General features: G+C 68.4%; 12 protein-coding genes and 1 pseudogene. 8 read left to right on the plus strand and 5 right to left on the minus strand.

What is annotated here, in order from left to right; translation table 11 throughout:
* Nucleotides 1–16: 16 nt before the first annotated feature.
* The 5 genes from FHT32_RS04830 to FHT32_RS04850 all read left to right on the plus strand — a co-directional run bounded on the left by FHT32_RS04830 (nucleotide 17) and on the right by FHT32_RS04850 (nucleotide 3822).
* Nucleotides 17–688, plus strand: coding sequence for a nitroreductase (locus FHT32_RS04830; RefSeq protein WP_176663463.1), 672 nt, complete (start codon nucleotides 17–19; stop codon nucleotides 686–688).
* Nucleotides 689–800: 112 nt separating this feature from the next.
* Complete coding sequence (locus tag FHT32_RS04835; RefSeq protein ID WP_176663464.1) at nucleotides 801–1565, plus strand: AraC family transcriptional regulator; 765 nt, start codon at nucleotides 801–803, stop codon at nucleotides 1563–1565.
* 56 nt (nucleotides 1566–1621) lie between these two features.
* On the plus strand, nucleotides 1622–2539 hold the full coding sequence (locus tag FHT32_RS04840) for a DMT family transporter (protein WP_176663465.1): 918 nt from the start codon (nucleotides 1622–1624) through the stop codon (nucleotides 2537–2539).
* A gap of 51 nt (nucleotides 2540–2590) precedes the next feature.
* Nucleotides 2591–3442 carry a dienelactone hydrolase family protein gene (locus FHT32_RS04845; RefSeq protein ID WP_176663466.1) on the plus strand — a complete coding sequence of 284 codons (852 nt, stop codon included), beginning with the start codon at nucleotides 2591–2593 and terminating at the stop codon, nucleotides 3440–3442.
* A 29-nt stretch (nucleotides 3443–3471) separates the two neighbouring features.
* The gene (locus FHT32_RS04850; protein ID WP_176663467.1) at nucleotides 3472–3822 is read left to right on the plus strand and encodes a hypothetical protein; all 351 of its coding nucleotides are present in this window, start codon (nucleotides 3472–3474) and stop codon (nucleotides 3820–3822) included.
* A 6-nt stretch (nucleotides 3823–3828) separates the two neighbouring features.
* Here FHT32_RS04850 and FHT32_RS04855 read toward each other — a convergent pair whose 3' ends face one another.
* The 3 genes from FHT32_RS04855 to FHT32_RS04865 form a co-directional block, all read right to left on the minus strand.
* Nucleotides 3829–4998, minus strand: a complete 1170-nt coding sequence (locus tag FHT32_RS04855) for a GGDEF domain-containing protein (RefSeq protein ID WP_176663468.1) — start codon at nucleotides 4996–4998, stop codon at nucleotides 3829–3831.
* Nucleotides 4999–5111: 113 nt separating this feature from the next.
* Entirely contained in the window at nucleotides 5112–6290 is a 1179-nt protein-coding gene (locus FHT32_RS04860) for an acetyl-CoA C-acetyltransferase (RefSeq protein WP_176663469.1), read from the minus strand.
* Nucleotides 6291–6336: 46 nt separating this feature from the next.
* Nucleotides 6337–7119, minus strand: coding sequence for an SDR family NAD(P)-dependent oxidoreductase (locus tag FHT32_RS04865; RefSeq protein ID WP_019656316.1), 783 nt, complete (start codon nucleotides 7117–7119; stop codon nucleotides 6337–6339).
* Nucleotides 7120–7221: 102 nt separating this feature from the next.
* On the opposite strand from FHT32_RS04865, the gene FHT32_RS04870 reads away from it, so the two are divergent.
* From FHT32_RS04870 to FHT32_RS04880, 3 genes are all read left to right on the plus strand, one after another.
* Nucleotides 7222–9903: a LuxR C-terminal-related transcriptional regulator gene (locus tag FHT32_RS04870; RefSeq protein ID WP_176663470.1), complete on the plus strand. Its 2682-nt coding sequence runs from the start codon at nucleotides 7222–7224 to the stop codon at nucleotides 9901–9903.
* Between the two features lie 92 nt (nucleotides 9904–9995).
* Entirely contained in the window at nucleotides 9996–10703 is a 708-nt protein-coding gene (locus tag FHT32_RS04875) for a tetratricopeptide repeat protein (protein ID WP_176663471.1), read from the plus strand.
* Between the two features lie 74 nt (nucleotides 10704–10777).
* Nucleotides 10778–10999, plus strand: a complete 222-nt coding sequence (locus tag FHT32_RS04880) for a hypothetical protein (protein WP_176663472.1) — start codon at nucleotides 10778–10780, stop codon at nucleotides 10997–10999.
* A 75-nt stretch (nucleotides 11000–11074) separates the two neighbouring features.
* On the opposite strand, the gene FHT32_RS34955 is transcribed toward FHT32_RS04880, so the two are convergent.
* Nucleotides 11075–11488 (minus strand): hypothetical protein, encoded by a 414-nt coding sequence (locus tag FHT32_RS34955; RefSeq protein ID WP_256098865.1) that lies wholly within the window; start codon nucleotides 11486–11488, stop codon nucleotides 11075–11077.
* Nucleotides 11489–11535: 47 nt separating this feature from the next.
* Nucleotides 11536–12318 (minus strand): annotated as a pseudogene (locus FHT32_RS35375) (alpha/beta fold hydrolase); the annotation flags it as partial.
* Between the last annotated feature and the right edge of the window lies 1 nt (nucleotide 12319).

Below are 12319 nucleotides of genomic sequence, written 5' to 3' on the forward strand. Positions count from 1 at the left end.
CCAAGAGGACTTTGGAATGAACGTTCAGGACGCCATCGCCACCCGCCGCTCGGTGCGCGACTTTCTCGACACGCCGGTGCCCGGCGAAGTCATCCGCCGTGTGATCGAACAGGCGCTGCGCGCGCCTTCGGGCGGCAACCTGCAGCCCTGGCACCTGCACGTGGTGGGCGGCGAGAAGCTCGCAGAGCTCAAGGCCATCATGCGCACGCGCGTGAAGGAAGCGCCCGCCGGCGAAGGCAGCGAGTACGACATCTACCCGCGCGAGCTGGTCGCGCCCTACCGCGACCGCCGCTTCGCCGTGGGCGAGGCGATGTACGCGCGCCTGGGCATTCCGCGCGAGGACAAGGCCGCGCGCCGCGAATGGTTCGCGCGCAACTACCAGTTCTTCGGCGCACCGCTCGCGCTCTTCTGCAGCGTCGACCGCCGCATGGGCCCGCCGCAGTGGTCCGACCTGGGCATGCTGCTGCAGAACGTGATGCTGCTTCTGCGCGCCGAGGGCCTGGACAGCTGCCCGCAGGAATGCTGGGCGATCTACCCGCAGACCATCGGCAGCTTCATCGGCCTGCCGCCCGAGCGCATGCTCTTCACCGGCATGGCCATCGGCTACGCGGACCGCAGCCGGCCGATCGACGCGCTGGTGACCGAGCGGGCGGCGCTGTCGGAGGTGGCGGAGTTCGTGGGCATCTGAGCGCGGCGCTTGGCGCGCACGGCGCTCATCTTGCTCGCCTCGCGATTCCGACCGTTGCGCTGGCCGTGGTCTGCTGGATAAAGGGTGAGCCGGCGCGCAAAATGGTCAAGCCATGCCCCACGACCGCACGCTCCTCTACGCCGGACAAGATTTCACGGTGGAGCACCTGCGCTCGCATGCGAAGGACGAGCCCGGCTGGAGCGGCCCCTACACGATCGAATCGCGCCGCATCATCTTCCCTGCAGGTCGCGCGGTGCTCGATGTGCGTTGGGGCGACAGCACCTGGCAGGTCGACGCACTGACCGCCATGCATCTGGTCGATGCCATGGTCTATCAGCTGCGTCCCGTGGTGCGCGCGATGCGGCAAAGCGTAGTGGTCAGCCGGCACCGGCCGGCGCGTTCCGATGCCGCGCCTGCGTTCTGCCAGCTCTCACCGAGGTCGCTGTACCGTATTCACCTGGCGCAACGCCAGCTGCGCGCAGGCGACGGCGGTGCACCGGCCATCGCGTCGCTGGTCGCCGAACTCGAGACATCGCGCCGGCAGATGCCGCTGACCAGCACGGTCGCGAACGCCAAGCGGTTGCTCGCGGAAACCGCCGATCGCGAGGCACGGCTTTCATTGCACGAACTCGCGGACGCGGTCTCTCGCTCCCCCTTCCACCTTGCACGCAGCTTCCGCCAACAGACGGGCCTGAGCCTTCACCAGTACCGCCAGCATCTGCGCATCGCCTCCGCCCTGGAACGCCTGGCCGATGGCGACACCGATCTCGCCGGCATCGCGCACGACCTCGGCTACTGCAGCCAGAGCCACCTGGGGGCGGTATTCAGGCACGAAGTGGACGTGACGCTGGGCGAAGCCCGCAGCGCTCTGGCCTGAGGGCCGGCGCACGAATTTGATAGCCGCCAGCCGGCGCGGTCGCGAGACTCGCCGCGATGCTGGATCGCAACCTCCTCACCGGCCTGCTTGCCGCGCTGGCCGCCTCCTTCATCGGCAGTGCTTGGCAACTCGTGTCGCGGCACGGCGTGACCACCACGCTCGGACCGATCGACCTCGCGCTGCTTCGCTACGGCATTCCTGCACTTCTGCTCATGCCGCTGTGGTTCGGCCGCGAGCGCATCGCCCCGAAGGCATCGCTGCCCGTGCTCGCCGTGCTCGTCGCCGGCGGCGGACTGCCCTTCGGCCTGCTGGTGCTCGCCGGTGCGCAATGGGCACCCGCGAGCCACATGGGCATCTTCATGGCGGGCAGCCTGCCGCTCTTCACGGCCGTTGGCGCATGGTTGCACAAGCGGCAGAAGATCGAAGGCATCAGGCTCGCCGGCCTGGCCTGCATCGCGATCGGCATGGCGCTGTTCGCGGCAGACAGCTTTCGCGGCGGCACCGGCTCGACCGGCTGGCGCGGCGACCTGCTCTTCCTCGTTGCGGCCATGCTGTGGGCCGCGCACTCGCTCGCGTTCGCGCACTGCGGGCTTACGCCATGGCAGGGCGCGGCATTCGTGAATGGCTGGTCGACGCTGCTGTTGTCGATGCTCGTGCTGCCCTTCGCCGGAGTGCCGAAACTGCTGACGGCCCCATGGCCCGACGTTGCGCTGCAGGCCACGACGCAGGGCGTCGTCGCCGGCCTGCTCGGGCTGGTGGTCTACATGGTCGCCGTCGCGCGGCTGGGTGCGCCGCGTGCCTCGCTCTCGGCGGCGCTGGTGCCGGTTCTGACGACGCTGGGCGCCGCGGCCTGGATGAACGAGCCTGTCACCGGGGCGGCGTTGGTGGCACTGTCGCTGGTGGTGCCGGGGATCGTGCTGGCGAGCGGCGCGGCAGGGTGGAGACCGAGGCGGGGAGCGCGCACTGCGGGGTAGCGGCTGGGGGCCGAGGGCAGAATGCGGCAGATCGTCAGGGATGCCCGTGCAATGAAAAAACTCTTCGCTCTCGCCGTCTCGCTCGCCGTCTCGCTCGCCTTCGCTGCCGTTTCCTGCTGGGCGCAGGAACGCAGCACGGTCCGCGTGCCCACGCCATTCGTCGAGGGCGGTGCGCCGGTCACGCTGGAAATGGTGATCTACAAGCCCGAAGGCACGGGGCCTTTTCCGACCGTGGTGTTCAACCACGGCTCCACCGGCATCGGCAACAACCCGGCGCTCTTCAAGGAAACCTGGGCACCCGAGCGCCTCGCCGGATGGTTCACCCAGCGCGGCTGGCTGGTCGCATTTCCGCAGCGACGCGGGCGCGGCCAGTCGGACGGGCTCTACGACGAGGGCTTCACACCGAAGCGCGAGCACTACAGCTGCGATCCGGGCCTGTCGTTGGCCGGCTTCGAGCACGCACTTGCGGACATCGACGCAGCCGTCGCATGGCTGCAGGCGAATCCGGAGGTGGACACCCGGCGCATGGAGATCGCCGGCCATTCGCGCGGCGGGATCCTCGCCATCGCCTATGCCGGCACCCGGCCGGGCGTGTTCCGCGGTGCGATCAACTTCGTCGGCGGATGGATGAGCGACCAGTGCCCCAACAGATCGGCCGACGCGATCAATCCGGTGAGCTTCAGGCGAGGCGCGGTATTTCCCCGCCCCACGCTCTGGCTGTATGGCGAGAAGGACAGCTTCTACGCAATGGCCCACAGCCGGATGAATTTCGAAGCGTTCACGGCCGCAGGTGGCCAGGGCAGATTCGAGGCCTACACGCTGGCTCCCGGCGTGAACGGCCACATGCTGATCGTGCGACAGGACCTGTGGGGGCCGGCGGTCGAGGCCTACCTGGGGCAATGAGCGCCATGGTTTCCACCTGAATTCACACCATGCCCCGCACTCTCTACTGCTGGCGCTGCCAGACCGACATGCCGATGCTCACGGAGGAAGAGTGGCAGCTCGCGCATCCGATGAGCTACATCGCGCAGATGAATCGATACCGCGAGGAAACCGGCTGCAGCCTCGCCGAAGCCCGGGAGCGCGGCCTCGGCTACCTGACGGTGGCGGCGTACGAACGCATCACGGGCTTCAAGGAAACCAATCCGAATGCGATCCTGCATCACCGCCTGAGCCTCTACGGCCCGCCATGCCACGTGTGCAACACGCCGCTTCGTACGCCTGCAGCCCGCTACTGTGCGAGGTGCAACGCCGAGCGCATCGACGCCGAAGCCGCGGAATGAAGCCGCTCAGGCCGCCGCGATCACCCGATCCCGCCCCATGGCCTTCGCGCGGTACAGCGCCGCATCCGCCAGCGCCAGCACGTCGTCGATGCTGGAGCCGACTGTGCTGCTCGCGCCGGCCGCCACGCCGATGCTCGCGGCCATGGAGCCGACGACGGCCATGATCGAGTCCGCCGGGAAGGGCTCGCCGATGGCATGCCTCAGGCGCGCCGCGATCTCCATCGCCTCGGCCTGGCCGGCCTCGGGCAGCAGCACGACGAACTCCTCGCCGCCGTAGCGGCCGAGCACGCCCTTGTCGCCGATGGCGCGCTGCATGCGGCGCACCGCCTCGCGCAGCACGGCGTCGCCCATCTGGTGGCCGAAGCGGTCGTTGATGTCCTTGAAGTGGTCGAGGTCGACCATCAGCAGCGCGCCGCCGCGCTCGCCCGAGGAGAAGGCGCGCTCGCTGGCATCGAGCACGGCGCGGCGGTTGAGCGCGCCGGTCAGCGGGTCGCGCGTGGCGAGGTATTCGAACTCGGTGTGCACGCGGTCCGTGGCCATCAGGATGACGGCGATGGACAGCAGCAGCACGGTGAACGAGTACATGCTGATGTAGATCGACTGGACCCAGCTGCCTTCCATGAGCCCGCTGCCCGCCATGCCGGCGACCACGGACACGAAGCGCAACCCCGCCACCAGCGCCTGCGCCAGCAGCAGCCCGGTCATGAGGCGCTTGCCGAACACGTGGCCCGTGTGGCGCATGTACAGCAGCGCATGCCGGAAGAACAGCGCCGACACCGCGGCCGTGACGAACAGCAGGCGCACCTCGAAATCGGGCTTCAGGATGCCGAACCAGAACAGCACCAGCGCCAGGCCGCAGTTGAGCACCGTCCAGGCCCGCGTGTCGCCGTGGCCGAACAGGAACTTCTGGCTGCCGGCGTAGTACAGGATGCAGGCCTGGTACAGCACGAAGTTGGCGACCACGATGGTCAGGAAGTCGGGGAAGTACCCCCGCGCCGCGAAGAGCAGCGTGCTCACGAAGGCCACCAGCGGCGCGCGCGACCACTCCCCCAGGCCCTGGATGCTGCGCGGATAGCTGCGCCGCATGAAGAACACCACGAGCGCCATCATGACGCCCATGACGCCGGCGAGCAGGATGATGGAACGGGGATCGAGAATGGCTGGCGAGGCGCCCATGGCCCCCGATTATGTTGGCATCCGCCGGGCCTCGCCCTCCCGGAAACGGGCTATGGACTGCACGGCGCCGCGTCCGCAGCACGGCTGCGGAGCCCCGTCGGCGCCAGCGATGCTCACAGCCGCTCGACGATGGTCACGTTGGCCATGCCGCCGCCCTCGCACATGGTCTGAAGACCGTAGCGCTTGCCGCGCTGGCCGAGCGCGTGCACCAGCGTAGTCATGAGCTTGGTGCCCGACGCGCCCAGAGGATGCCCCAGCGCGATCGCGCCGCCGTTCACGTTGAGCCGCGCGGGGTCGGCGTCCAGCGTCTGCAGCCACGCCAGAGGCACCGGCGCGAAGGCTTCGTTGACTTCGTACAGGTCGATGTCGGAAATCTTCATGCCCGCCTTCTTCAGCGCGCGCTCCGTGGCCGGCAGCGGGGCCTCCAGCATGATCACGGGGTCGTGCCCCATCACGCTCAGGTGGTGGATGCGCGCGAGGGGTTCCACGCCCAGCGTTTTCAGGCCGCGCTCGTTCACCACCATCAGGCCGCTGGCGCCGTCGCAGATCTGGCTGGCGGTGGCCGCGGTGCAGCGCCCGCCCTCGGCGATGAGCTTCACGGCGGCGATGCTCTCCAGCGTGGCGTCGAAGCGGATGCCTTCGTCCACCGTGTGCTGCTCGCCGGGCTCGGTGCCGTCGGCCATGCGCACCGCCACGGGCACGATCTCGCGCTCGAAGTGGCCGGCCTTGGTGGCGGCGATGGCGCGCTTGTGGCTTTCCAGCGCGTAGCGGTCGAGCTCGTCCTTCTCGATGCCGTAGTTCCTCGCGATCATCTCGGCGCCGGTGAACTGGCTGAACTGCACGTCGGGGTAGCGCCTGGCCATGAGCGGGCTCACGTAGAAGCCCAGCCCGTTCTTCAGCGGCAGCGTGACGGGCATGCCCATGGGCACGCGCGTCATGCTCTCCACGCCGGCGGCGATCACGATGTCCATGGTGCCCGACATCACGGCCTGCGCCGCGAAGTGCAGCGCCTGCTGCGACGAACCGCACTGCCGGTCAACCGAGGTGGCCGGCACCGACTCGGGCAGCTTCGAGGCCAGCACCGCATTGCGCGCGATGTTGGAAGACTGCTCGCCGGCCTGGTCGACGCAGCCCATGATGACGTCCTCGACCAGCGCGGGGTCGGCGCCGGTGCGGTCCACCAGCGCGTTGAGCACCTGTGCTGCGAGGTCGGCCGGGTGCCAGCCGGCGAGGCGGCCGTTGCGGCGGCCGCCGGCGGTGCGGGCGGCGGCGACGATGAATGCTTCGCGCATGGGGAGTTCTCCTGTCTGTATATATCTGTGTGAGTGCGGGGCCCGCTCAGCGCGGCGCCATCCGGATGGCCCCGTCGAGCCGCACGCTCTCGCCGTTGAAGTAGCCGTTGGTGATCATCAGTTCCGCCAGCGTCGCGTATTCCGCCGGATTGCCCAGTCGCTTCGGGAACGGCACCGATGCCGCGAGTGCGGCCTTCACGTTGTCGGGCGCGCCCTGCAGCAGCGGCGTGTCGAAGATGCCCGGCAGGATGGTGTTCACGCGGATGCCCTCGCTCATGAGGTCGCGCGCGATGGGCAGCGTCATGCCGACGATGCCGGCCTTCGATGCGGTGTAGGCCGCCTGGCCCATCTGCCCGTCCTGCGCGGCCACCGAGGCGGTGTTGACGATGGCGCCGCGCTCGCCGTCTTCCAGCATGTCGAGCGTGAGCATGCCGGCGGCCGACTTGGCGATGCAGCGGAAGGTGCCGACCAGGTTGATCTGGATGATGCGGTCGAAATTCGCGAGCGGAAAGTGCTTGATCTCGCCGGTGGCCTTGTCGCGGCTGGCGGTCTTCACCGCGTTGCCGGTGCCGGCGCAGTTGACGAGCACGCGCTCCTGGCCGTGCGCCGCACGTGCCTTGGCGAAGGCGGCGTCCACCTGTTCCTCCGACGTGACGTCGACCTTGCAGAAGATGCCGCCGAGTTCCTTCGCCAGCGCCTCGCCCTGTTCGGCGTTGAGGTCGAAGAGCGCGACTTTCACGCCGTGGCCCGCGAGCCGGCGCGCGGTGGCTGCGCCCAGGCCCGAGGCGCCGCCGGTGACGACGGCGGCAATGCTGGAATCGAGTTGCATCTGCGGGTGTCCTTGAGGTGTCTTGAACGGTTTGTCCCTGCCCAGTTTAGGAAGCAGAATCGGCCGCACATATCGTCGGAAACGACGGGATTTCAGCGCCGCATGCAGCCGCCCACACCCCGGATCCTCGAAACCAAGCTCAATCCCCCGGCCTTCGTCGCCACGCAGGTGCCGCGCACCGCGATTGGCGAAGAGGTCGCCTCGGCGGCCGTGAAGCTGGTGCTCGTGCGCGCGCCGGCCGGCTTCGGCAAGACCACCGCCATGGCGCAGATCCGCGAGCGCATGGAGGCCCGGGGCATCGCCACCGCGTGGCTCACGCTGGACCGCGCCGACAACGACGTCTCGCGCTTCCTGGATTGCCTGGCCGAGGCCGTGCAGCGCCTGGGCGTGGAAGACCCGCGCGGCAACGGCGGCAACAACCCCTTCGATGCGGTGGCCGCGCTGGCGGCGCACGAGTCGCCCTTCACGCTCTTCCTCGACGACTTCGAGCGCGTGCAGGAGCCGGCCGTGCTGGGGCTGGTGCGCGAGATCGTCGAGCACCTGCCGCGCCGCGGGCAGATCGTGATCGGCTCGCGCAGCCTGCCCGACCTGGGCCTGGGCCGGCTGCGCGCGCGCGGGCAGCTCACCGAGATCGACACCGACCGGTTGCGCTTCAGCCTGGAAGAGACCGGCGCCTTCTTCGGCCTGCGCCAGCCGCTGCCGGCCGAGATGCTCTCGCTGCTGCACCGCAAGACCGAAGGCTGGGTGGCGGCGATCTGGCTCGCGTCGATGGCGCTGGAGCGCCACGGCGCGGGCTCGGCGGGCGCCACCGCCACTGCTTTCGTCGAGCGCTTCTCGGGCTCCGACCGCGCGGTGGCCGAGTACCTCGCCGAGGACGTGCTCGCGCACCAGCCCAAGGAGATCCGCGACTTCCTGCTGCGCACCAGCATCCTGCGGCAGCTCGACGCGTCGGTGTGCCAGGCGCTGTGCCCGCGCATGGACTGCGCAGCCATCCTCGAGCAGCTGGCCGCGTCGAACCTCTTTCTCACGCCGGTGAGCGGCGACGGCGATGCGTGGCGCTACCACAGCCTCTTCGCCGACTTCCTGCGCGCGCAGCTCGCGCGCGAGATGCCCGGCGAGCCGGCGCGGCTGCATCTTGCGGCCTCGGGCTGGTACGAATCGCATGGCCGGCCGGTGCCGGCCATCGACCACGCCATCGAGGGCGGCGACCATCCCCATGCGCTGAATCTGCTCGATCACCATGCCGCGCAGTTCCTCGAAGAGGGTCGCATGCGCATGCTGGCGCGCTGGTTCTCGGCCATTCCCGAGCACCAGCTGCGCGAGCACCCGTTCCTGCAGCCGATCTCGCTGTGGGCCACCTGCTTCACCCACGGCCCGTGGGACGCGATGCGGCAGCTCGACGAATCGGGCTGCTTCGACAGCCCCATCGCCGAGGTGCGCGCGAGCGCCCACACGCTGGTGCCGCTGCTGCTGGCCATGCAGGACCGCCACGACGAGGCCTACGAGGCCGGCCGCCAGAGCCTGGTGCGCCTGCCCACCGGCCTGGCCTTCGCCGACAGCGTGCTGCTCAACGCCATGGCGCACATCCTCGCGGTGCGCGGCGACCAGCACGAGGCGCGTCGCCTGCTCGACGCGGCCCGGCGCGAGCAGGGCAACAGCGCCTTCAACCGCATGTACACCGAGTCGCTGGCGGGCCTGTTCGACCTGCACGAAGGCCGGCTGCGGCAGGCCACCGCGCGGCTGCGCATGGCGGTCGATTCGACGCATGCGGTGTCGTACAACCACAGCCACGGCAACGCATGGGCCGGCGTGCTCTACGCGGGCGCCGTGTACGAGACCGACCAGCTCGCGCAGGCCGAGCGCCTGCTCAACGTGTACCTGCCGCTGGCGCGCGACGTGGGCCTGCCCGACCACATGATCCTGAGCCACGTGATGCGCTCGCGGCTGGCCTTCCACGCGGGCGACATCGACGCGGCCTTCCAGGCGCTCACCGAGCTCGAATACCTGGGCCACGCACGACAGCTGCCGCGCGTGGTGGCCGGCGCCAAGCTGGAGCGCTCGCGCATGCTGCTGCTGCAGGGCAACGGCCCCGCCTCGCACGACGAGCTGCTGCGCGCCGACGACCCTGCCCTGTGGCAGCGCGAGCAGCGCCAGCGCCTGCCCGCGCACGACCTCGACTACCTGGCGCTCGCCAGGGCGCGCTGGGAGATCGCATTCGGCGACGCGCGCGCGGCGCTGGGCGTTCTCGACGCCGAACTGCACGCCGCGCTCGCCGTGGCCCGCAACCGGCGCGCGCTCAAGCTCAGGGTGCTGCGCGCGCTCGCCCTGCAACGCGCCGGCGACCCGGCCGCCGCCACCGAGGAGTTCGCCGGCGTGCTGCAGGCGGCGAGCCAGGAAGGCTTCATGCGGCTGATCCTCGATGAAGGGCCCGCCGTGGGCCCGCTCGTCCATCGCTGCGCCGCGGCGATGCAGGAAAGCGCCACCGTCGACCCGATCCTCGCGGACCACCTGCAGCGGCTGCTGCAGGCCGTGGGGCCGATGCCCGCGCCGGCCGAGTCGGAAGCGCCCTCCGGCGGCGACGCGATGAAGGAACCGCTCACGCGCAAGGAAATCCGCGTGCTGCAGCTGCTGGCCGAGGGCTACTCGAACAGCGCGATGGCCGAGAAGCTCTTCGTGTCGGACAGCACGGTGCGCACGCACCTGCGCAACATCAACATGAAGCTGGATGCGAAGAGCAGGACGCAGGCGGTGGCGATCGCGCGCAGGCTGGGGGTTATCAGGTGAGCGACGGCAAGCTGCTCAGGAAAGCCTGGAGCCCTGCGAAACACATTGGCGGCACCTGATTCACCATCTGCCTTCAAAGCGATCCTGTTGCCATGTCGCCTCCTCCCTTCGACGCGATGAAAGAGTTTGCACTTCGACAAAACGGTGCACTGTCGGAACTCGAATCCGTCGACCTGAGCATCATCCCGGCAGACTCCGAGGCTGCAAGGAATACGCTGGAGCTCTTTCTGAATGCAGCCTGTCGGGGCAACTTGTTTGCGATGAGTACTTGCGCCGGTCTCTATCGGGGAGGTTGGGGTACCGCGATCGAGCCTGCGCAAGCCCTTGTCTGGGCGAGACGAGCAGCCGATGCGGGCTACCCGCCGGGCCTGTTTCAGTTGGGGCTTTGCCACGAGACTGGAGCCGGAGTCGAAAGAAATCCCGATCTTGCAATGGCATACCTGACGCAGGCAGCAGATGACGGCTACTCGATGGCGGCGCTTCACCTTGCAATTCATCATCACTCCGGCGAGGTCTGGCCGCGCAATCCGGATCGAGCGGTTCACTACGCAAGTCTTGCCTTCGAGTTGGGCGATCCATTCGCAGGCCATCTCCTGGGGAGCTGGCATGAGGCGGGCGACGGGATCCGGCAAGACAATTCGACCGCCATGCGCTGGTACCTCGCCGCCGCAAGCAAGGGGAGTCTGCTCGCGGCCAATCGGTTGGTCCTTGTCTACTCCTTCGGCCAACTCGGCGTGGTGCCTGACTACGAGCTGGCACACCAATACCTGGAGCTGGGGCAGCAAGGCACAACACCATAGGAAGATCGCCAGCAGGCGCCCCGACTCTGCCCCAGCCCCATCACGGAGACCATGGATGCCTCTTTGGATGAAACATGGATGAAGACGATCGGTTACGAGAAGAGATCAGGAAAATCGACGCGCAGGTTGCAGGCTGGGACCATGAGCAGCGAACCAGGGCTGTTGCCATGCTCCGTGCCGGACTAATTCAACAAGGCGTGGTGCTCACGACAGATGATGACGATGCCTTGAACGACTTTGTTGCAGGAAGACTGCAGCTGGACGACCTTGCCATCCAGTTCTACGGACGGATTTGAGCGCCCGGATTTCCCAGGTCATCGCGCCGAACCGCGGCAACGCCGTGACAGCATGCAGGCCCTCGCGCCCGCAGACTACTCGCCCGGCGCGATCGCCCTGCGCGCCCTGGCGGGCGAATCCGAATCCCATGCCTGCTGGAACGCCGGGCGCTGCCCGGGCTTCAGCACCAACCCCTCCGGGCCGGCCTGGCGCGTCGGCAGGGCGTGGCGGTCGATTTCCCCCTCGAGCGTGAGCGCGAGGTCGAGCGCGAAGACCGGGTCACCGATGTGCCAGGAATGGTTGAAGGTACCGTTGAACATCGACTGCGCGGGGTTCTTGGTGAGGAAGTACGAGGAACAGTCGACGTTGACCGCCTTCGAATCGGGATTGACGGGCAACCCCACCCGGCCCGCGCGGGGCGAGGTACCCAGCCGCTTGGCGTTCGAAACGCCGAGCACCTTGTCGTTGCGGTTCGAGTAGTTGGTGAGCCGCACGCTGCGGTCGAACATCGCCCTGGCCCATTCGCTGCCGGCGCCGAGCGACTCGAGGAAATGTCGCCCCCGATGAGTGCCACCTGCGCGACCTTCCAGTCGGAACGGTAGAGCGAGCCCTTCTTCTGGGCTTGGTTGAAAGCTTCCATGATCACGTAGGCACCGGTCGAATGCCCCAGCAGGTGGACGTTCACCTTGCAAGGATTCCTGTCATCGCTCTGCGCCGCGACAACCAGCTCGATCGCGTCGCCCACCATGCGCTCGGCCACCGCCGAGGCATCCGAGCGGTCTTCGATGTAGTTCAGCGTGGCGTTGTCGCTGGGCCAGTCGAAGGCGAGCACCATGCCCCGCCAGCCCTGGGCGCGCAAGGTCGCCTGCAAAGTCTCGGTGCGCCAGGTGACGGCTTCCATGTCGTTGTTGTAGCCGTGCACGAAGACGAGAACGTCGCCGGTGGTGCCGGTGATCTCGTCTTCCTGGCCGTCGGAGGCCGCGCGGACCGCCAGCCGCCACTTGTCGCGGCTCTTGACTTCGAACGATGTGTCGTACTTTCGTGTACCGGCAGGCACCCGCAGATACCTCGTGGGGCCCGGCTCCGCCACGAAACGCCCGCGGCTGTCCACGTCGCGGGTGCAGATGATGAAGTTGCTCGAAGACGTCGCCATGCTCCTGCCCTCCTCGTTGTTGCCCACACAGCATGACGACGACGGCGACGGCGGAAAACGCATGTTCAGGGGATGACAAGCGCTCACTATTACTACGGATTTCGGTGATACCCCACCGGCGCCCGCGTCCCTAGCATTTCCCCGAGTCTTCCAACTGCCGCGATAGCGCAAGCAGCGCGGCCGCATG

This window comes from Variovorax sp. SG517, from assembly GCF_013376045.1.
Lineage (GTDB): Bacteria > Pseudomonadota > Gammaproteobacteria > Burkholderiales > Burkholderiaceae_C > Variovorax.

Excerpts from the sequence above, each read along its gene's own strand:
- FHT32_RS04830 (WP_176663463.1), top strand. The coding sequence starts at position 17 with ATGAACGTTCAGGACGCCATCGCCACCCGCCGCTCGGTGCGCGACTTT.
- FHT32_RS04835 (WP_176663464.1), top strand. The coding sequence starts at position 801 with ATGCCCCACGACCGCACGCTCCTCTACGCCGGACAAGATTTCACGGTG.
- FHT32_RS04840 (WP_176663465.1), top strand. The coding sequence starts at position 1,622 with ATGCTGGATCGCAACCTCCTCACCGGCCTGCTTGCCGCGCTGGCCGCC.
- FHT32_RS04845 (WP_176663466.1), top strand. The coding sequence starts at position 2,591 with ATGAAAAAACTCTTCGCTCTCGCCGTCTCGCTCGCCGTCTCGCTCGCC.
- FHT32_RS04850 (WP_176663467.1), top strand. The coding sequence starts at position 3,472 with ATGCCCCGCACTCTCTACTGCTGGCGCTGCCAGACCGACATGCCGATG.
- FHT32_RS04855 (WP_176663468.1), bottom strand. The coding sequence starts at position 4,998 with ATGGGCGCCTCGCCAGCCATTCTCGATCCCCGTTCCATCATCCTGCTC.
- FHT32_RS04860 (WP_176663469.1), bottom strand. The coding sequence starts at position 6,290 with ATGCGCGAAGCATTCATCGTCGCCGCCGCCCGCACCGCCGGCGGCCGC.
- FHT32_RS04865 (WP_019656316.1), bottom strand. The coding sequence starts at position 7,119 with ATGCAACTCGATTCCAGCATTGCCGCCGTCGTCACCGGCGGCGCCTCG.
- FHT32_RS04870 (WP_176663470.1), top strand. The coding sequence starts at position 7,222 with ATGCAGCCGCCCACACCCCGGATCCTCGAAACCAAGCTCAATCCCCCG.
- FHT32_RS04875 (WP_176663471.1), top strand. The coding sequence starts at position 9,996 with ATGTCGCCTCCTCCCTTCGACGCGATGAAAGAGTTTGCACTTCGACAA.
- FHT32_RS04880 (WP_176663472.1), top strand. The coding sequence starts at position 10,778 with ATGGATGAAGACGATCGGTTACGAGAAGAGATCAGGAAAATCGACGCG.
- FHT32_RS34955 (WP_256098865.1), bottom strand. The coding sequence starts at position 11,488 with ATGTTCGACCGCAGCGTGCGGCTCACCAACTACTCGAACCGCAACGAC.